Consider the following 20,116-nt stretch of genomic DNA (forward strand, 5'->3'; position numbering starts at 1 on the left):
TAGCTCTGTCAAGAGACTTCGTCGAGACCATGAGATAAGGGGAAATAGTACCCATAGAGGCGCATCGCTTTATTGCTTTAGCTTGGCATCGGTTTGCCGGCAAGATGGGCTCAGGTGACAGCGGGGCCACGGTCAACGGGCTACGAGTCCGCAGACGCTACGACACGGGCGCACAGCAGAGCGCACTGACCCAGAGCGGGCTACGACTCTTCGCCTCGCCCGACCGATACTTTGACGTGGACTATAGTAAGACGTACGCCCCAGGAGGCGGTCAGTTGCTCACCCCCAACCCCTACCTTGTCCGCATCAAGGGCGGTGCCAAGGTGGACAAGCTGACGGCTGACGAGCTGGACATGCCAGGCGTGCCACTTTGCGGGGCGACATTCAACGAGAATGGCGGGCAGGAGAAAGCGTTTGGGAAGTATGTCAATCAGAGAGGATCTAATAGAGCGCAAGCAGTGTACTACTCAAGCGGTAACTTCTACCGAGTATTCCACTCGATAGGACATACCCGCTACATACCCACGCTACAAATCGTGGACGACAACGGCACAGATATCAATTGGAGCCTTACAGCACGTATCTATGCAGTCAACGCCAACGACCTTGCAGTCCGGGTCTGCTCTGTACGTATCTTGAATCGTCTAAAGGGGTAGAGTGTCGTACGCTCCTCGTCAATGGAAGGCTGTTGCATAAAGGCGAATCGCTGTGTTGCTTTGGGGATTCGGCTTCGGTCACATACGGAGGTATGCTCCCTTCAGATCTCACCCTCAGTGCCTTGCGCTTCATCCTTTCTGCAAAGTCTAGACAATCTTGCTTGCAAGATTGTGAGACTGTTGACTTCTGCAACAGTCTCAAAGCAGTAGCCCCACCCGGCACGATGACCGAGTGGGGCTACGCATGTTGTGAAGCTCAGGCTCCGCTTGTCAGAGGAAGCTCTCCATCGGAGCCTGTAGCTGTGAAGTCGCTAGAGGATCAGTCGGAAGGTACGTACCTCGCCTGCCTTGTGGGCTGCGACGACGTAAATACCGGACTGTAGTTGCTCAGCGATGAGCTGCTCAGGCTCAGTGATCTGGTAGTGACCTACCTGAGCACCGCTAGCTGTGTAGAGCTCGACGGTCGCACCCTGTAGACCCAGCACGAGGATACCCTCGGGTGTCGCTATGACACGTGCGGTCTCGCCATCGATGGCATCGATAGCCGTCGACTGAATCGTGAAGGTGGTCTTACCCTGAGCGACCGTCTGCATAGCGGGCATGATGGTCGCCTCGACGGTGACCTCATAGCGTGTACCCGTCTGTAGACCCTCGAGGGTGGTGTAGACGTAGCCGTCACGAAGCTCTAGCGAGCGGAGCTGCTGCGTAGGATCGAGGCGCATCGTCTGCGTCGCACTAGCGTCAGCACCTACGGGACGATAGCTTACGGTGTAGCTCACCTGCGTGGGGAGCTTCTGCCAGCGTATCTGCGCTGTGCTCTCGGTGGTTGCGACCACTTCGAGGGCTATCTGCTCCTTGGCTGGTTTGGTAGAGGCATCCTGCTTGATGTGCAGGTTGTCCATCGCAAAGTAGCTAGGCGCATAGCTGTCGCTCGACTGGATGGAGAACTTGAGCGTCTTGACCTCACCGAGAGAGGAGAGATCGACCCACTTCCAGTCGTTGACCACTTCGCGCTTCTTATTGCGATAGTCGATGAGTGGTACCTCGACCTTCTTGCCATTGTCAGCCGTGATGGTCACGATAAAGAAGCTACCCTCCTTAAAGGCGGGACGACCATAGTTCTTATCGCCCTGGGTGGCAAAGCTCTTGACCCAGGCCGTGTTGGTCAGATAGACACCCTCGAGCTGCACCTTGCGGTCGCTACCAGGCATGACCGTGACGACGGGATTGTAAGAGCCCCACTGAGGATTATCTCCTGGGCAGTAAGCCACGACATACTGCTTGGACTTACCCTCCAGCTCCTGACCACCACCGACGACGTTGTTGTACTGTTGCGTCGCAAAGTCGCCCGTGTAGGTCGTATCGGCACTAGCTGCTAGGGCAAAGCCACTCCAGCTATTCCACTCAGCATTGTAGCTGTTGGAGAAAGCGAACGAACCGCTACCGAATGGAGCCTTCTGGCTGTAAGGCTCCTCGCTAGAGAGTGGCTCCTCCTCAAAGGTTGCCACCATCGCCTCGCCGTGTAGTCCATTGACGTAGACATAGACGCTCTCGGTGACTTGGCTACCAGCAGCATCTGTCACAGTGACACTGTAGCGTGTCGTCTGCGTAGGAGCTACGGAGACAGTCTGTAGCGAGTCGCCTTGTGACCACTTATAGCTATAAGGAGCCACACCACGGATCACCTGAGCCGTTAGCTGAGCCTGCTGCCCGAGACTGATGGTCACGGGAGCGATAGCGAGCTGCATAGCGAGGGCATCGCCGTTGTAGTCGTCGATCCATAGCTTGCCACGGCTCTCGAGGGTCACCTCACGGATGTCGCCTCTCTGAGCCAGGTCTACGTAAGCCCACTCCTGCTCAGTAGCGGAGAGTGTGATACGTGTATCACCATCGATGCGCATATAGACGGGGCGGTCAGCCATGAGCGAGAAGCCTCGCTGTGGTATCTTGCCCTTGGAGTTGGTCACGGTGATGGTCACCTTGTCGCCCGCCATCTCAGCAATCTGATTGCGTGAGCGGGTGAAGTCCTCGACGACCTTGACTCCTGCGAAGCTATTGGTCCCTGAGTAGACGACATCACCCTCTATGGTGCGGTTGTCTTTCTCAAAGGTAGCCACTCGCGTAGGCATATAGGTAGTAGTAAAGGTGAAGAGGAGCTCAGGCTCGGCATCCTTATTATTGAGCGTACCGTGGAGGAGTCCATAGACCTCATAAGTGGTCTCAGGCTCTAGCCCCATGATGGTAAACTCAGTCGCACGCTTGCCAAGAGCGGTGAAGTGTCTGCCCTTGTCTCGTATCGTAGCGGCATCTGGAGCTGTCGTAGCCTCCTCGCCCTTTGCAATCGTCATCAGGTAGACGTCGGTCATCTGATCCGGCTCGACAGAGATCGTAGCGGACTGATGTAGCGCACGAACTACCTGCTTGTTGATGAGCTTAGGAGCCTCGTCAGTTACATTAGGATCCTGCTCGTAAGCACCAACAGTCGGATGCTCTTTGTCACGAGCTGTGCCAATGATATCCGTCGTAACAGCAGCGTGTGGAGCACCCTGTGGTAGTACGGTCATATCCTTCGGGTAGAGTACCTTGTCAGAGACGAAGGCTACCTCTACGACCTTGGATGCTGTGCTCTTTGTCGCCTCCTGATAGCTGGTTGCGTCGTACTTCTTACCCTTAGCGGTGATGAGTACGCCCTTGCTGTCAGAGGTGTAGAGCGCATTGCGGTCGCAAGTGAGCTGCTTGTTGGGAAGCGCTTGATTGCTAAAGAGGATGCCTCCACCGTCTCGGTTCTGCAGGATATTGTCTGAGAGCTGAGACGAAGAGATATCGCCGTTGAGCATAAGGAGTGCTGTACTCTTGCCGTCACGAGCTATAGCGGTGTTGAAGACAAAGTTCAGTCCCGTAACGTTGCTCGCCTTAAAGGCACGGCTATCAGAAGAGCCACGCGTGATGCGGATCACATTGTTGGCAACGAGTAGACCCTCGCCCTGCACCTCACGGACAGAGATGCCGTGTAGTGAACTGAGTTTATAGGCCTCGGGCTGTGTCAGGTCAAAGTCATTGCCTATGACCTTGGCATCTGTGTGGAAGGTTGCATCGATACCGATGTACTCTCTCTGAGGCGTAATCTGCTGTACCATCTCGTTGCCCTCGATAAGGACTTCGGAGGAACGAATGACATAGATTGCCTTGCCACTATGATCTACGAAGCGGTTGTTGCGCACCGTGTAGCCCTTACCTACGGGGTTGGCAACAGTACTGGTACCTCCAATCTGTAGAGCAATGTGTCCACCCTCAAAGAGCGAGTTCTCAACCAAGACATCACAGCTCTGTGCGTGTGGATTGCTGGCCGCCTCAATCTTGACAAGGTGCGGAGACATGTTGTAGTTCATATTGCTCGTGTTCTTGGTGTAGACATGGCAATTGTCCATCGTGAAGTGCGATGAGTTCTCCTGAACGTAGACCATCGTTGGGAATCCGAGGTCTGTCGAGTGAATCGTCATATTGCGCAGCGTCACGTAGGGGGTATTGCGTATGGTCATCACACCATAGTAACGTCGATAGGCATCGTCTCCAATAGGCTTGTTATACCCATTGGCAGAGATAACGACCTCGTCACGGGAGTTGCCGAGACCAACGATGGTGATGCTGTTCTTGGCAGAAGCTCCGGGGACACGCTCTAGGAGAACTGTCTCAGGATACTCACCCGGCTCCACCTCAACGGTGACAGCACCAGAGACACCCTGCTTGGTTAGATCCTTAGCTGCTGCAGCTAAGCTTTTGTAAGTAGCTGCACTGCTAGAGCCAACACGGAGTGTGCCTTGGAGTCCGCCCTGACGCGTCTTCGTGTCAAAGGGCTTCTCCTGCGTCACATCGTGCTTGGTACCTCCGATGGTCACACTCTTGGCGGTAACCGAGATCGGTGTGCCTACCTTGAGGTCGCCAGCGAGCTGAGCCTTGACCCAGTAGTACTGCGTGCGTGGTAGTGTCAGTGTATCGGCGGGGTCAAGCTTAAAGATGACCTCCGTCTGCGTAGCTTGTGGCTTGGAAGTCGCTATCAGATGAGCTTCGTCAAACTCATTGATGGCTCCCGTGGCGTAGAGTGCGAGCTCCTCGATGCCTTCGCTAGAGATCTCTAGCTGTAGCTTCTCGAGTGTCGTCTTGCCCCTTTCACCAGCGGTGGTTAGGTCGATACGTACAGCGGGCAGTGAGCTACCCGAGAGTACACCCTGCTTGTCTACGGGGAGAGCTGTAGCGGAGACCTTCTCGACGAAGAGGGCGCGAGGCTTGACACTCTCTACACGAGCAGCCCACCCGAAAGTGTAAGTGTCTGAACCCTTGAAGTAGACCGTCAGAGAGCCGTCCTGATCTTGCGAGGTGAAGGTTCTGACACCAGTCTGCTTGAGTATATTGTTATCTCCTGTGGAGAGCAGCTTGCTCTCATCTGTATGGTCACGTCCTGAGTAGATGCCGAAGGTGGCTCTTCGTAGATTTATTGAGTCGATCGTGAGGGTTACCACCTCGCCTTCGTGGGCTGGGAGGAAGGTCACGTACGACCCTGTGTTCTTGAGCACCTTGCCATTGGGACCGCCCTCGTCGTAGTACGATAGGGGCGTGGTGACGGTCACCTCCTTATTGTCACCCGATGATGGGTGGTTGAAGATGTTGACCAGCTTGTACGATCCCTTAGGATCAGCGTTGCGAACGTCAATAAGCTTACCAGCAACAGTTAGCTTGGCGATAGCCACGTCTATGCTATCAGCTGCTGGAGCATCCTTGCGAATGTCTAGTGCGAGGATGTAGCTATTGGCAAATTCTTTCAGCGTGCCGTTTTGCGCTAGTGCATCGGCTGGAAGGTCTACGCTTTTCATCGTTGGCTCCACCTGAGCCTCTGCGATGAGCTTGTTCGCATCGAGTGTACCCTCAGCCGTAGTAGCGTAGAGAGCCACACGCTTGATCTGAGGAGCACCACCCTTGAGGTCCACGGTGAGACCGTCCATGAGGATCGGATTGCGGTCACCGATCGTATGTATGTCAAGTGCTAAGACTGCATTCATCTCAGAGCCGACAGCGATGAAGGGTAGCTCGAGTTGCTTTGCAGCGGCTGAGTCAACCTTCATGTCCTGTGGCAGGTACTGCTTGACCTGACCACGCCAGCCTAGCGAGCCGGAAGCACCTTTAGCATCAAAGACGAAGGTCAGAGCCTTCTGCGTAGAGCGGATGTAGTCGGCAGGTTTCGTCTTGTAGGCATCCTTGTTGGGCTTTAGCTCAAAGAGCAGAGGAGCCGAGGCATCCTCACCGTCATAGATCCGAAGCGTAGGCTTGCTACCCCAAGAGGAGTAGTAGAAGTCCCACTCATTGATATCTAGCTGGATGACGTTGTCTGGAGCGGTCGCCTCAAAGGTGACGCTACGCTCGCCTGCATCGGTGTCATATCCCGTGGTAAGTTTGTGCTTGAGCTGAGGCATGAAGTCCCAAGGCTCGAACACCTTGACATGATGCTTACCGAGGGTGAGCACCATCTTATTCATTACCTCTAGAGCCTCCGTGCGGGTGCGCTCCTTCTCGGGTAGCGTCTTCTCGCCTGACGAGAGGTGGATCTTATCAATGGATAGGTTGATCTTGCCTCCCTTGCTCGCAGTCTCCTGGAGGTCTACGACTAGGTAGAAGTGGTTAGCCCCCTCGCGCAGTGCTTGAGGTGTGGGGAGCTTGGCGGTGAGTGCCTGGGCAAAGTCCCAGCGAGCGATCTCCTTAGCCTTCGTAAAGTCATCTACGATAGGGCTGTAGTAGAGAGCCACCTGCGCTACGTCTGTCTTCTTGCTGATAGAGCTCAGGTCTAGACGCTGCAGTGTAACAGGGTCTTTGGTTCCCTTAGCAACGAGCGTGAAGGCAACCATGCCGACCTTCTTGACGCTTGCATTGATAGGCATCGCAAAAGTGTCGACCTCGATGGTTCTACCCGAGAGCGAGTCAATCGCCATAGGCATAGGTGCAATCTGAGAGACCAGAGCCTCAAAGCCAGCCTTGGGAACCCCCGTATTCGTTACGAGACGGATCGTCAGACTACCATCAGGAGCTGTCGAAGTTGCCTTGTAAGCTTTCTCCTTGTTGAGCTTGATGATGAGGTTGTCCACATTGACCTCTGAGCCATTGTACACCTCAACTAGGTCGGCACGACCGATAGAAGAGTAGCTAAAGAGATCTAGCTTCGTAAAGTCTACCTGGATCACCTTGCCTGTGGTCTCAGGCTTGAAGACAGCGTATCCGTCAAACTTCTCGCTGATCGGATCATACTTACCGCCATCGTCGTATAGTGTCAGCGACTTGTCGCCTACGGTGTAGGTTTTCGGAGTCTTAGCAAGCGCGTAGGCATCCTCTACAGTAAGCGTCTTAGGCTTTTGGAGCGTTACGGCGTGATCGCCGAGAGTTGTCGTGAGCTTTGTCGTAGCGACATTGATACGGCTACCAGCCGCCACGTCGCTCTTGAGGTCAACGACCAGAACTAGATCATGGTTAGGCTCAGAGAGCGTGTACTCCTTAGAGAGTGTGATCGTACCTTCGGCAGAAACTTCGGTCGTCTTGCCGAGTAGCTTGTCAGCGTCTAGCTGTTTGGGCTTACGGCTGTTTGCCTCGTAGAGGTATATCGCCGTGATGTCGCTCGGCTTTGTGTCGCTGAGCTTATAGTGCAGAGCCGTCAGCTTGGGAGCCTTGGCTAGTCCCTCGGTTGTAATCTTGAGGTTAGAGACGATGAGCGACTGCTCACCGATGTAAGGGTCGTGGCTAGCGCTCTTGTCCTCTAGGACAGAGGTAACCTGGATCGCAGGCTGATCGACCGTGCGTACGATGATCTTAAAGCCGGCGCCTGGATTAGCTTTCGTCTTGCTACCGATCGTGATCTGACCGGACTTGCCACTGGAGCGAAGCTTGAGAGGCAGCGTTGGTCTATCTGCCTTGGTAAACTTCCTGATAATTAACTTCTCGTTAGGCGCCATCCAACTAGTGAAAGGTGCTGCACCCTCGAGGATGTAAAGCTCGTCTTGATTGGCTAAGGCAAGCTCCTGTATCTCTATCTCGATACATTTGCCAGCTTGCTCTGGCGTGAAGAGGATCTTGCCCGTCTTGCCTGCCAAAGCATTGCCATCGGTTCCTCCACTATCGTAGAGGATCAGCGGGGTGTCTCCCACCTTATGCTCGTTACTGCTCGAGGTCGACGTGGGCATCAAGAGCGTGTTGTCCTCTTGTCCCCACACGATCGGTGGCAGGAGTAACCAGCAGAGTAGTAGGAGCGTTGTCGTTACTGTTCTTTGCATAGTAATTGAGTGAATATATAGTTTGTTATTGTCTGCATATACGATAAGATGTCGTAGCTCCGCCCTCTAGGCGTAAGAGTGCGACGTAGCAATCGCCCATAGCGGGCAGAGCGACCGTAGCGCGACCCACAGAGAGCGGATGCGTCAGGACGAGTTGCCCATCTATATTATATAGGTATAGTGTACCAGTCTCTTCGCTCTCGATCTGTAGCTGGTTGTCGCTACTGGAGAGGCGCACGGCTGGCGTCGCTGTGGGGGAAGTGATGCTGGTGCCCTTGGCGAGGGGCTTGATGCCCGCAAACTCTGTCGACACTTCGCCCGTCACATCATTTTGCTGATGGACACCCGTCTGCACCTTGAGGAAGTCGATACGATCTAGCTGTACCAGTTCTCCCTTAGCATTGACCGCACTGTCTATATCAATGTGGCTACCCGAGGAGTCGTTGGGATGGTTATCCGCATAGCCATAAGCGTAAGGCTCAGATTGCCACTGCCCACTCGCAGGATCTAGCTTCATACAGTCTGGCAGGAGGACACCCGTGAAGGTCACTTTATCACCCTCCCAGAGCGGATAGTAGCTATTGGACATGTGGTACTTATTACGCGGTATAAGTCCCGACTCTCCCTCCGAGTCGCTCCAGGCGATGGGGTCGTTGTACGGATCTTTTGGCTTGTAGTAGGTGATCGTGTAGTCTAGATTGCTGCGATAGTCTTCGCTACCACGGATTCGGTACCACGGATCGTCCGCTAGTCCGTTGCCATTGGCATCTTGGCTCACATAGATGATCCCTGGCTCCGCATTGCCAATGAAAGCGTTGCCCAGTATCGCAAAGTCTGCTTGGTTGGGCTGATTGACCAATGCGGGCTGGATGCGTACGATGATGTAGCCGCCCCACCCGCCGAGAGAGAGGAAGGTGTGCTCCTCGACAAGGCGCAGCTGCGCTTTGCGAAGAAGATCAGCATAAGTGGTGACATCTTGGCTCGCCATCGCCTCGCTACCCATAAATTGCCCGGGAGCCGGGTGGTAAGCAATCACCTCCGTGATGCGACTCTCCTGCGCAGAGAGGGTCGCCACACCTAGGAGGAGTAAGCTGGTGAGGGTGTGCAGTATAACGGGGTAGATATGTCTCATATCATAGAGTCTAGGGGATTCAAGTTACTGTCTCAGTACCGCATGGTAGACTCTACGACTCAACGACTTAACGGCTCAACGAGCCACAGACTAGGAGCATCCTTCCTAGTCATCTGGAGCCAAAGGCGTATGAATGCCCCTCGCCAGAAGCGTATCGTACTGCAAAGTCCACGTTGCAGACTGATAGAAATAATGATCGTGGCAGGTCTTCTGGCTTAGCTCGCTCAGGTGTCTCCTTCCCACCCCTGAGTGACGTTAGCGGGGCAGTGGTCTCATCGAGTAGATGACACGTTAGCTTGGAGAGAGCTTTACAGCAACGGGCTTGCTCAGGATTTGCACCTGATTCCCTCTTAGAGTGGCGTGACATACGCTACACCTCGCATAGGTGTAGTGAGCGGTATGCCTATCCACTAACCATAATCACCCGCAAAGGTACTGAAAAGCAACCACCTTGCCAAAGAGCCGTTAGAAGTTAGAGATTAGGGGGGTAGAGATTAGAAGCTAGTAACCCGCTGTAAGGATGCTCGGTCAGACGCAGACCGCATTGCGTCCGACCATACCTCTCTACAAAATCGTTACACGTCTAAGCTGTTCCTGCACCCCTCCGTGGGGACCATTTCGTCCCATGCCAGGTGGAAGATATTTGTCCCATCAGTATGGGACGACCTTTCCGGACTATCTGCCATACTATATATGTAGCTCACTCGACTCGTGTAACCCGCTGTGAAGATGCTGAGCAAGACGACTCCTGTAGGGTCGCACGGATGGTCTCTCGTGAAAGGGCGTCCGTTGTGGTACAGCAATGATTGCCTTTGCAGAGGCTCATTGACTAGGGGCTGGGAGCCAACGGTTGACATCCCAAGGACTTTGGAAGGGGAGTGAGAAAGGGGAGTGAGAAAGGAGCTTGGGAAGGGAAAGGAGGATTAGCTGATTTGTCCCCAGTGGTGGGCGTTGGGGTGGATGCGCTCGAGGTTGATGCGGTAGAGCTCTGTGTCGGGCTGGTCGAGGAGCGGGCTGTAGTCGAGGAGGTAGTTGACGTCTAGCCGTGTGAGGGCGAGAAGGTTGTAGTCGGCCACTGGGTCGGCTATGCTGATGCCCGCTAGAGTGCCGCTCTGTCGTGTCCCCTCCATCTGTCCGAAGCCGCGTAGGCGCATATCCTCCTCGGCAATCTTGAATCCATCCTGCGTGGCAACCATAGTGTCGATGCGTTGCTTGGCATCACCCTGCAGGTCGTCGGGCGTGACGAGGAGGCAGTAGCTCTTGTCGCCACCACGCCCCACACGCCCCCGCAGCTGATGTAGCTGTGCCAGTCCGAAGCGCTGCGCATCGTTGATCACCATGACCGTAGCGTTTGGCACGTTGACGCCCACCTCGATGACCGTCGTGGCTAGGAGTATCGGCACTTCGCCCGAGGCAAAACGCTCCATCTGCTCCGCCTTGTCCTCGGCGCTGAGTCGTCCGTGAACGTAGACGACTCGCTCTTCGCCAAAGCGCTCTACGTACTCCTTGTAGCCTACCTCTAGATTGGCAAAGTCAGACTCCTCCGTTCCTTCGATCATAGGGAAGACGACGTAGATCTGCTGTCCACGATTAATCGTTTCGTTGATGAGGCTGTAGAGTGTTTCTTTCTTCTTTTCTGCTATCTGGACGGTCGTGATTGGTTTGCGCCCAGGGGGCATCTCGTCTATGACCGAGACATCGAGGTCGCCATACATAGTCATCGCTAGGGTGCGGGGTATCGGGGTGGCACTCATGACGAGGATGTGGGGAAGGGTCAGCACATTCTTGCCCCAGAGCTTGGAGCGCTGGGCTACGCCAAAGCGGTGCTGCTCGTCGATGACGGCCATGCCGAGCTTGCGGAAGGCGACCCGCTCCTCAAGTATAGCGTGCGTGCCGATCAAGATGGAGAGGCTCCCATCGGCTAGGGTGGACAGGGTCTCGCGTCGCTCTCGCGTCTTGCTGCTCCCCGTGAGAAGTGCTATGGAGACATCCAGCCCCTCGACGAACTCGGAGATGGTCTCGTAGTGCTGCTGCGCTAGGATCTCCGTGGGGGCGAGCATGCAGGCTTGGTAGCCATTGTCTACGGCTAGGAGCATAGCAAAGAGTGCGACGAGGGTTTTGCCACTGCCCACGTCTCCCTGTATGAGACGATTCATCTGTGCCCCCGAGTTGGTGTCCCGACGTATCTCACGGAGGACTCGCTTTTGCGCTCCTGTGAGGTCGTAGGGTAGTGCGTGGTACAGGCCGTTGAAGAGCTTGCCCACTTGCTCCAAGCGATAGCCCTCGTAGCGCATACGCTGCATGACGGCTAGGCGACGCAGGTAGAGGTTGAGGTAAAAGAGTTCGTCGTACTTCAGTCTGAACTTAGCCACCTGCGCCTGCTCGACACTCTGCGGGTGATGGATCCACCTGATAGCCGTCTGGAGAGGTGCTAGATGACGGTGCGCTATGAGAGGCTCAGAGAGCGTCTCGGGGATGGAGAAGTAAGGACTCTGGAGAAGCTGGTCTATGTAGCGTCCTAAGAAAGCGGAGTCGATGCGGGCACGCTTGAGTCGCTCGGTGGTTCGGTAGATCGGTTGGTACCCGCCGACGGATGGGCTTGGCTTGTCTGCAGGTTTGATCTCTGGATGTGTGATCTGCAGCTGATTGTTGAAGAGCTGTAGCTTGCCGTAGACGATATATTTGCAGCCTGGGGTGAGCGCACGCTGTATGTAGTTGTGCCCTTTGAACCAAACCAATAGTAACTCTCCCGTGTCGTCCATAAGGCGTGCCGAGAGGTTGCTCTTGCGTCCCAGCGAGGGTGCGCTAAAGGGCTGTAGGATGCCCTCGACCTGTACCTCCGACATAGAGGGTGTGAGTGCACCTATGGGATAGATGACCCGCCGGTCAGCATAGCGGTAAGGGATGTAGTAGAGCAGATCCCGATAGGTGTGTAGGTCTAGCTCTTCGGCTATCAGCTGCGCCCGCTTGGGACCCAGTCCAGGCAGATCTGCTAGGGGTGTGGTTAGGAAGCTCATAGCAGTATGGGCAGAGAGGCGGGGAGATGGCTTACCTACTCGAGAGTAGTCGCTGTGTCAGGCGCAGACGCTCCTGACGAGATGTGGTCAGGAGGTGCTCACCCCAGTAGAGCTGGTCGGGGGTGGTAATCTTAATATTCTCCGTGGTGTCTGGGACCAGTGCTAGGTCGCTGTAGAGCTGATCATAGACGGAGCAGTCGTCGGTAAAGCTCTCCTGAAAGGGCTGCTGGTAAGCCTCCTTGATGCGCTCGGACCAGAAGACCTGTGGCGTACGCACTAAGCGGTAGATGCTACGATCTACAGCTTGCGAAGGCTGCTGCTCGCCCTCATTGGGTAGATAGCGCAAGCTCTCCGTGAGCTCCAGGACAGGCACGGCTGCTCCCACGCGCTGCGCCTCCTCGTAGCATTTGTCCACCACCTTGCTAGAGACAAAGGGTCGTACCGCATCATGTATACCGACGAGTGCTCCATCAGGTACGACACGTAGAGCTCTCTGGACAGTGTCAAAGCGTCTCTTCCCAGCGACCGTTAGATAGACACGATCAGCAAGCCCCATCGTCTGAAGCATATCCTCGACGATGATACGGTAGTCGTACGATATGCCGAGGACGATGTAGTCCACATGCTTAGCCAGAGCCTCTATGGTGTGCTGGAGGATTGTTTTGCCTCCCAGCTTGATGTATTGCTTGGGCAGGTCAGCTCCCATACGAACGCCCGACCCTCCGGAGGGAATGATGAGATATCTTTTAATATGATCTGACGCAGTTATTGCTTGCTCCATGTTTATAGTAGGTGGTGAAGAGGAGGGTTACTTCTCTCTGAGGAAGATGTTGATGGGAGTACCGCAGAAGTCCCAGTTCTTACGAATCTGATTTTCGAGAAAACGCTTGTACGGCTCGCGTACCCATTGGGGCAGGTTCGCATAAAAAGCAAAAGACGGGACCGCCGTGGGGAGCTGCTGTACGAATTTGATCTTGATGTACTTACCCTTGATAGAGGGTGGTGGAGTCTTCTCAATCAGAGGTAGTAGCACTTGGTTGAGCTGGTGCGTCGGGATGCGTGTCGAGCGCATATCGTAGACATGCTGCGCCGTCTCGATCACCTTGAGGATGCGCTGCTTATTGAGCGCTGAGATAAAGAGGATGGGGAAGTCGGTAAAGGGGGCAAACCGTGCACGGATCGCCTCCTCCATAGTGCGCTGTACGGGCATGCTCTTGTCCTCGACGAGGTCCCACTTATTGACGCAGACGACCAGCCCCTTGTTGTTGCGCTGGATCACCCGAAATATGTTGGCGTCCTGAGCCTCTATACCTCTCGTAGCATCGATCAGCATGATGCACACATCGGCATTTTCGATAGCACGGATGGCACGGATCACCGAGTAGTACTCGAGGTCTTCGTTGACCTTGCCCTTCTTGCGGATGCCCGCTGTATCAACGAGGTAGAAGTGCTGGTTGAACTTATCGTACTCCGCAAAGATGCTGTCACGCGTCGTGCCCGAGCGGTCGGTGACGATGTTGCGCTCCTCACCGATGAGTGCGTTCAGGAGCGAAGACTTACCCGCATTCGGTCTGCCCACGATCGCAAAGCGAGGCAGCTCGAGGAGAGGCTCATGATTGCCTTCCTTAGGGAGCAGCTCTAAGATATGGTCTAGGAGGTCGCCCGTCGAGGAGCCGTTGATCGCAGAGATAGGGTAGGGGTCGCCAATGCCTAGGGAGTAAAACTCCGCCGCGTCGTTGTGCTGGGTGAAGTTGTCCGCCTTGTTGGCCACCAGTATGACCGGCTTGTTGGTCTGTCGGAGCATCAGAGCTATCTCGTCGTCTAGATCGGTCACACCGTTGAGTATGTCCACGACAAAGAGGATCAGGTCAGCCTCTTCGACTGCTATGCGCACCTGCTTATTGATCTCCTCCTCGAAGACATCATCGCTGCGCAAGACCCATCCGCCCGTGTCTACAATCGAAAAGGTACGCTCGCACCAAGTGACGTGGCCGTACTGTCGGTCACGTGTCGTACCCGCCTCCTCAGTGACGATTGCTTGGCGGGAGCGGGTCAGACGGTTGAAGAGGGTACTCTTGCCCACGTTGGGGCGTCCTACGATGGCTACTAGATTACTCATAGCTTGATATCTCTTATAGACTATGTCAGTCTGCTTAGTATATAAATAGGTGCGTCAAAAAAGCAGCTCAGCGGCTAGATGTCATAGCCGAACTGTGTCAATGCTTGATCGCTCTGACGCCAATCCTTATCCACACGGACTAATAGTGTCAGGTGGATATGCTTGTCAAAGAATCGCTCTAGATCCTTTCGTGCGGAGATGCCGAGACGCTTGATAGCGGAGCCTTTGTGCCCGATGATGATCCCTTTTTGCGACTCACGCTCCACGAGGATTACGCAACGCATGTCGATCCGGTCGGGACTCTCGACAAACTCCTCCACGACGACCTCCACGGCGTATGGCACCTCTTGGTGATAGTACTGGAGAGCCTTCTCGCGGATGATCTCCGAGACGAAGAAGCGTGCTGGCCGATCGGTCAGAGCGTCCTGCTCGAAGTAAGGCGGCGACACGGGGAGTAGCTCCTCGATGCGCTTCTTGAGCGGAGCTAGGTTAAACTGCCTCAGAGCCGATACGGGAATAATCTCCGCCTGTGGGATGATGCCGTGCCAGTAGTCGACCAGCTCCTCCAGATGCTTCTGGTCAGTCAGGTCTACCTTATTAATGACAATGATAATCGGGCAGGAGAGTCGCTGCACACGCTCCACAAAGTCGTGATGCTTGTCTCGCTCCTCCATCGTGTCGGTGACGTAGAGTAGCAGGTCGGCATCCTCTAGAGCTTGCTCCGAGTAAGCGCGCATGCGCTCCTGCAACTTGTAGCTAGGCTGTAGCACACCAGGCGTATCACTATAGACCACCTGCATCTGTTCGCTATTGACGATGCCCAGGATGCGGTGCCGCGTCGTCTGCGCCTTGCTCGTGATAATCGAGATGCGCTCTCCGACCAGGTAGTTCATCAGCGTCGACTTACCCACATTAGGGTTGCCGACGATGCTCACAAAGCCGCTCTTGTAGCCCTCTGGCAAGGGTTTACCGGCGAGGTGCTGTAGCTCCGTCATAGCCCCAGACTAGATAGACTGCTCCCCACGTGTACCCTGCACCGAAGGAGCTTAGGATGAGCTTGTCGCCCTTCTTGAGCTTAGACTCATACTCCCAGAGGCAGATAGGTATCGTCGCGGAGGATATGTTGCCATACTTCTGAATGGTTACCATCACCTTGTCCATCGGCACATCGGTGTACTCCGATACCGCCTGGATGATACGCATATTAGCTTGGTGAGGTACGACCCAAGCGACATCGTCGTTGGTCAGATGATTGCGCTTCATCACCTCACGGCTCACACGAGCCATGTCGAGGACCGCATTCTTAAAGACATGCTGCCCCTCCTGATAGACGAAGTGCTCACGGCGTGCGACCGTCTCCGCCGTGGCGGGACTAGCCGATCCGCCCGACTTCATGATCAGGTGCGAGCGACCATTGCCGTCGGTCTTAAAGAGGGCATCCTGCACGCCTAGAGAAGTATCTTCCGTACGCTCCAGGAGGACGCATCCCGAGCCATCGCCAAAGAGCGGACTCGTCTGGCGGTCGGTGTAGTCAATCGCTGCGGACATCTTCTCCGTAGCTACCACAATCAGACGCTTGTACTGCCCTGAGCGAATGTAGTTGGCACCCGTCTCTAGCGCGTAGAGCCAGCTCGGGCAGGCCGAGTTGATATCAAAGGTAAAAGCGTGTCGGCAACCAGTCTCAAAGGCTACGATCGAAGAGGTCGAGGGGAAGTGATAGTCGGCCGTATTGGTCGCTAGTATGATACCCTCCACAGAGAGCGGGTCTATATCCCATCGCTCCAACATCTGGCGAACAGCTTGGATAGCTAGGTAGGATGCGCCGAGGCTCTTGTCTTTGAGTATGCGGCGCTCCTTGATGCCTACACGTGTCATAATCCACTCGTCGGTGGTGTCGACCATCTTCTCTAGGTCGGCATTAGTCAGTCGATCCTCTGGTAGGTAAGCACCTACGGCAGTGATCATCGCATTGTATTGGGTCGAAATCATGTACTGTTTGGAACTACTCGGAAATGGTATTCGCTCGCTAAGGTAATAAAAATCGACTAACGAACGTACATTTGGCTCGAAAGATCTCAGTCGTTGCTCGCGCAGAGTGACTCGATAGTTAGGCTTAGTCGCTTGTCTATCAGGGGGATGCTGCTGCATCGTCTCCTCTAGTCGGACAAGCATCTCGGTGGGTGGTGGCAGTCCTTCCGAAGGTGCTTCCGATTTCCTCCCTTGGAAAGAAAGTTTTCCTCCGTTGGAAATTTACTTTTCCTCCCTTGGAAATTTTGAATTCCTACCTAGGAACTGAAAAGTTCCTCCCTTGGAACCGAAAAGTTCCTCCGTTGGAACTCGAAAGTTCCTCCGTTGGAACTAAAAAGTTCCAAGAGGGGAACTATTAGGCGGAAGGGCATTAGGGAGAGGATTGCGGGTAAGTGAATGGAAATGAGAGGGATTTGCAGTGTTTCTCTATGTTCTACACAGAGGGTAAAAGTGCAGAAAGCGTGGATTTATGCAGAAGTTCCGTTACCAAATCGTTAGCCCATTCTCGGAATGGTAACGAAGAGGTAGGAGCAGGTAACTGACGGAAGAGTATTCGGTAAGTGAGCTCTCTGCAACTGTGGCGCTGTTGCTCTGATATACAACGCTTTGCATAGCTGAGAACGCTTCGGTAACGGGTAACTTTGCCCATAGAAACAGAAGCGTATGCAAACAGACAAAATGAAGGTGTTGCTCTACCTCAAAAAGAGCGGATTGGACAGGTCGGGGCAAGCTCCGATTATGGGGCGGATAACTTACGGGCGAACGATAGCTCAGTTCAGCTGTAAGCTGTCGTGCGCCCCCAACTTGTGGAATGCTCGTGAGAGCAGGCTGAACGGCAAGAGCCGTGAAGCTGTGGCAACGAATGGCAAGTTGGAGCGTTTGCTGCTCTCGGCGCAGTCGGCTTATCAAACCCTTTGTGAGCGAGGGATTGTCTTTACAGCGACTGACATCAAGGAGTTGTTGCAAGGTAGTATGCAAAGCCAAATCACTTTCTTGGAGCGGTACGATCAAATGGTTGAAGAGATGAAGCAAAAGGTGGGTGTCGAGATAAAGGCAACAGCTCTGAATAGTTACTTTACTATTCGAAAGCATCTGCGAGCCTTTATCGAGGAGAAGTTCCACACTTCAGATATTGCTTTCAGTCAAATTGAAGAAGACTTCTTGGATTGCCTACAATGTTACTCTGTCGGAGAGCTGGGGCATTCGCAAGGTCATTATCGTAAGATGGCATCAGCGGTGAAGAAGGTCTGCCGTTTGGCGTATCGTGAAGGGTTGATAACACGACAACTATTTGCTCACGTAACGATCGAACGAGGGGAGAACAAACAACCTCGTGCATTGGACAGGGCATCGTTGGATAAGTTGCAGAGCCTGACCTTTGAGCCGTATGAGGTGGAGTTGGAGACTGCTCGTGACCTCTTTCTCTTCGCTTGCTATACGGGTGTTGCCTACTGCGATATGGTTGCCCTTAATCGGGAGCATCTCTTTGCAGATGATGAGGGGGCTTTATGGCTTAAGTTTCGCAGACAGAAGACCAATACGCTTTGTCGTGTGAAGCTCCTATCTGAAGCGGCCCGTCTGATGGAGCGGTATCAATCGGACGAACGAACTACGCTCTTTGCTCCTATTCCCTATTCGGTTTACCTTGCCCACCTCAAAGCTCTACAACTTCGAGCTGGTATCTCTATTCCCCTTTCGGCACACGTTGGTCGCCACACCTTTGCCACGTTGATAACTTTGGAGCGGGGCGTGCCGATTGAAACGGTGAGCCGAATGTTGGGGCATAGCAATATCCAAACGACCGAGCGATATGCTCATGTGACTCCGAAGAAGCTTTTCGATGAGTTTGAGCAATTCCTCTCTTTCACTGAAGAGCTAACCTTAACCTTGTAAGAGCTATGCGCAGTACATTCAGAATACTATTCTACATCAATAAGAGCAAGACCAAAGCAGACGGCACAACGGCAATCCTTTGCCGGATCTCCATAGACGGAGAGAGCGTGGTGATAACCACAGGCGAAAGCACTGCCCCAAAGGATTGGAGCGTGAAGCGAGGGGAAACAAAGGAGAAGAAGACCAACCAACGCTTGCAAACCTTTCGTGAGAAAGTCGAACAAGGCTACAATACCTTGCTTTACAAGTATGGAGCAGTAAGTGCCGAGTTGCTGAAGAACTACTTGCAGGGTGTCGGAAAAACTCCAACGACACTGCTCGCTCTTAGTGCGGAAGAACTCAAAGCCCAACGAGAATGCAGTAGTGCGGGGACGTATAGAAACAATCGGTATGCCGATAGGCAGCTTAACTTTTTTGTGCGCAGTCGCAGTGAGCGGGATGTCCCCTTGTCGGCTCTTACGATTGAGTTCTTTGAAGATTATCGCTTCTATCTGAAGATGGAGGGTTATGCACCCGCAACGATAAATAACCATCTCTGTTGGTTGAGTCGATTGATGTATCGAGCCGTCAGTCAGGGGACGATACGCTTCAATCCGTTTGAGGAAGTGAAGTATGAAGTCGTGGAGCGCAAACCTCGTTTTCTGAGTAAGGGCGATGTGTCAAAGCTCTTGGCATTCCCGCTTCAGGATGAAGGAGCAGAGCTAAGCCGAAGAATGTTCCTTTTTTCGGTCTTTACGGGCTTGGCATTTGTTGATTTACAAGGGCTACGAGCTTCGCAAATCGAGACGAACAGCGAGGGGAAGCGGTATATTCGCAAAGCACGCCAAAAGACAGAAGTCGAGAACTTAATCCCACTACACCCGATAGCGGAGCAGATACTTTCGCTTTACACAAAGGAGAAAAGCAAGGGAGACTACAAGGTATTCCCCGATACGATGAGTAAAGACAAGCTATCCAAACACCTCAAAGCAATTGGGCTAGCGTGTGGCATTCGTACTCCGCTGACCTACCATGTCGGCAGACATTCGTTCGGCACGCTGACTTTGGAGGCTGGTATTCCGATAGAGAGCATCGCCAAGATGATGGGACACGCCTCCATTGCCAGCACGCAAATCTACGCCCAAGTCACCGACCAGAAGATTGCAAAGGATATGGAGAGGTTGATCAAGAGAAAAACTAGGCTATAAAACTCCCTATGAAGCTTTCTCCTACATTTGTACCCCTGTTGCACTTGTCACTGGAATGTGCGTGAAAAAGAAAATTGAGAGAAAGTTTTGTCATGTCAGAATTTATTGCAACCTTTGCATTAGAACGAAATACATAACGTTCTGTATTGACTGACAAGATATGAAGACGACAAAAGAAACTATACTGAGGGAAAGCTTCAAGCTGTTCTTAGCTAAAGGTTATGATGGCACTAGTGTACCAGACATTGAACGTGCTGCAAAGATTACCCGTGGTGCCATATTCCATCACTTCATCAATAAGGAGGATATATTTAAGCAGTCGGCGGACTATTTCGTCCTTTCTTTTCTTGAAGAGGTCAACTATGGAAAAGAATACTTGAATAGCTCAACACCCTTAAAAACGTTTATGAGCAAGTGCTTGGAAATCATTGAAGCAAGAATGGAGAAATTCTTGCAAAAGACAACAGTGGAAATAACCCCCGCAAGCTTTATGAGCTTTACCCTTTATCTGAAAGATCACTACGAAGGATGGCAAGAGAAAGCTCTTGAATACGAAAATGGAAAGATAGATGCTTGGAAGAAAGCAATCAACTTAGCTAAAGAAAAGAACGAAATACGCCTTGACTCAGATGAGACATTGCTTGCAAGCACTTTTCATAACCTATATAAGGGTTTGTCATATGGAGGAGCCTTAGTGGATAAATTGTCCATCCCTGACTTACAGAGACTTTGGGATTATATCTACCAGCAACAAGCTATAAAATAAGACTAATGAAC

11 protein-coding genes and 1 riboswitch are annotated in these 20,116 nt (G+C 53.3%); of the genes, 4 read left to right on the forward strand and 7 right to left on the reverse strand.

The features are described 5' to 3' along the window. Nucleotides 1–104 precede the first annotated feature (104 nt). Entirely contained in the window at nucleotides 105–656 is a 552-nt protein-coding gene (locus Q2J34_RS06040; RefSeq protein WP_298887166.1) for a hypothetical protein, read from the forward strand. 311 nt (nucleotides 657–967) lie between these two features. Here the strand turns inward: Q2J34_RS06040 and Q2J34_RS06045 are convergent, their stop codons facing one another. The 7 genes from Q2J34_RS06045 to Q2J34_RS06075 form a co-directional block, all read right to left on the reverse strand. Next, entirely contained in the window at nucleotides 968–7,963 is a 6,996-nt protein-coding gene (locus Q2J34_RS06045; protein WP_300969549.1) for a DUF4465 domain-containing protein, read from the reverse strand. A gap of 25 nt (nucleotides 7,964–7,988) precedes the next feature. Continuing rightward, entirely contained in the window at nucleotides 7,989–9,095 is a 1,107-nt protein-coding gene (locus tag Q2J34_RS06050) for a hypothetical protein (RefSeq protein ID WP_300969550.1), read from the reverse strand. 183 nt (nucleotides 9,096–9,278) lie between these two features. Continuing rightward, nucleotides 9,279–9,490, reverse strand: a riboswitch (cobalamin riboswitch). A 528-nt stretch (nucleotides 9,491–10,018) separates the two neighbouring features. Then, nucleotides 10,019–12,112, reverse strand: a complete 2,094-nt coding sequence (recG, locus tag Q2J34_RS06055) for an ATP-dependent DNA helicase RecG (RefSeq protein WP_298887160.1) — start codon at nucleotides 12,110–12,112, stop codon at nucleotides 10,019–10,021. Nucleotides 12,113–12,143: 31 nt separating this feature from the next. Then, nucleotides 12,144–12,893 carry an IspD/TarI family cytidylyltransferase gene (locus Q2J34_RS06060; RefSeq protein ID WP_298887157.1) on the reverse strand — a complete coding sequence of 250 codons (750 nt, stop codon included), beginning with the start codon at nucleotides 12,891–12,893 and terminating at the stop codon, nucleotides 12,144–12,146. 27 nt (nucleotides 12,894–12,920) lie between these two features. Then, nucleotides 12,921–14,231, reverse strand: coding sequence for a ribosome biogenesis GTPase Der (gene der / locus Q2J34_RS06065; RefSeq protein ID WP_298887151.1), 1,311 nt, complete (start codon nucleotides 14,229–14,231; stop codon nucleotides 12,921–12,923). Nucleotides 14,232–14,305: 74 nt separating this feature from the next. Continuing rightward, nucleotides 14,306–15,226 carry a GTPase Era gene (era, locus tag Q2J34_RS06070; protein WP_296950983.1) on the reverse strand — a complete coding sequence of 307 codons (921 nt, stop codon included), beginning with the start codon at nucleotides 15,224–15,226 and terminating at the stop codon, nucleotides 14,306–14,308. Then, complete coding sequence (locus tag Q2J34_RS06075; RefSeq protein ID WP_298542447.1) at nucleotides 15,198–16,220, reverse strand: beta-ketoacyl-ACP synthase III; 1,023 nt, start codon at nucleotides 16,218–16,220, stop codon at nucleotides 15,198–15,200. The genes era and Q2J34_RS06075 overlap by 29 nt, the downstream gene beginning before the upstream one ends. A gap of 702 nt (nucleotides 16,221–16,922) precedes the next feature. Between Q2J34_RS06075 and Q2J34_RS06080 the strand changes: the two genes are divergently transcribed. From Q2J34_RS06080 to Q2J34_RS06090, 3 genes are all read left to right on the forward strand, one after another. Continuing rightward, nucleotides 16,923–18,152 carry a site-specific integrase gene (locus Q2J34_RS06080; RefSeq protein WP_300969551.1) on the forward strand — a complete coding sequence of 410 codons (1,230 nt, stop codon included), beginning with the start codon at nucleotides 16,923–16,925 and terminating at the stop codon, nucleotides 18,150–18,152. Nucleotides 18,153–18,157: 5 nt separating this feature from the next. After that, nucleotides 18,158–19,339: a site-specific integrase gene (locus Q2J34_RS06085; protein ID WP_300969552.1), complete on the forward strand. Its 1,182-nt coding sequence runs from the start codon at nucleotides 18,158–18,160 to the stop codon at nucleotides 19,337–19,339. A gap of 160 nt (nucleotides 19,340–19,499) precedes the next feature. Next, nucleotides 19,500–20,105, forward strand: coding sequence for a TetR/AcrR family transcriptional regulator (locus tag Q2J34_RS06090; protein ID WP_300969553.1), 606 nt, complete (start codon nucleotides 19,500–19,502; stop codon nucleotides 20,103–20,105). Nucleotides 20,106–20,116: the final 11 nt, after the last annotated feature.

This window comes from Porphyromonas vaginalis (assembly GCF_958301595.1).
GTDB classification, from domain to species: domain Bacteria; phylum Bacteroidota; class Bacteroidia; order Bacteroidales; family Porphyromonadaceae; genus Porphyromonas; species Porphyromonas vaginalis.

Coding starts and splice junctions, on each gene's coding strand:
- Q2J34_RS06045 (WP_300969549.1), bottom strand. CDS start 7,963: ATGCAAAGAACAGTAACGACAACGCTCCTACTACTCTGCTGGTTACTC.
- Q2J34_RS06050 (WP_300969550.1), bottom strand. CDS start 9,095: ATGAGACATATCTACCCCGTTATACTGCACACCCTCACCAGCTTACTC.
- era (WP_296950983.1), bottom strand. CDS start 15,226: ATGACGGAGCTACAGCACCTCGCCGGTAAACCCTTGCCAGAGGGCTAC.
- Q2J34_RS06080 (WP_300969551.1), top strand. CDS start 16,923: ATGCAAACAGACAAAATGAAGGTGTTGCTCTACCTCAAAAAGAGCGGA.
- Q2J34_RS06085 (WP_300969552.1), top strand. CDS start 18,158: ATGCGCAGTACATTCAGAATACTATTCTACATCAATAAGAGCAAGACC.
- Q2J34_RS06090 (WP_300969553.1), top strand. CDS start 19,500: ATGAAGACGACAAAAGAAACTATACTGAGGGAAAGCTTCAAGCTGTTC.
- recG (WP_298887160.1), bottom strand. CDS start 12,112: ATGAGCTTCCTAACCACACCCCTAGCAGATCTGCCTGGACTGGGTCCC.
- Q2J34_RS06060 (WP_298887157.1), bottom strand. CDS start 12,893: ATGGAGCAAGCAATAACTGCGTCAGATCATATTAAAAGATATCTCATC.
- der (WP_298887151.1), bottom strand. CDS start 14,231: ATGAGTAATCTAGTAGCCATCGTAGGACGCCCCAACGTGGGCAAGAGT.
- Q2J34_RS06040 (WP_298887166.1), top strand. CDS start 105: ATGGGCTCAGGTGACAGCGGGGCCACGGTCAACGGGCTACGAGTCCGC.
- Q2J34_RS06075 (WP_298542447.1), bottom strand. CDS start 16,220: ATGATTTCGACCCAATACAATGCGATGATCACTGCCGTAGGTGCTTAC.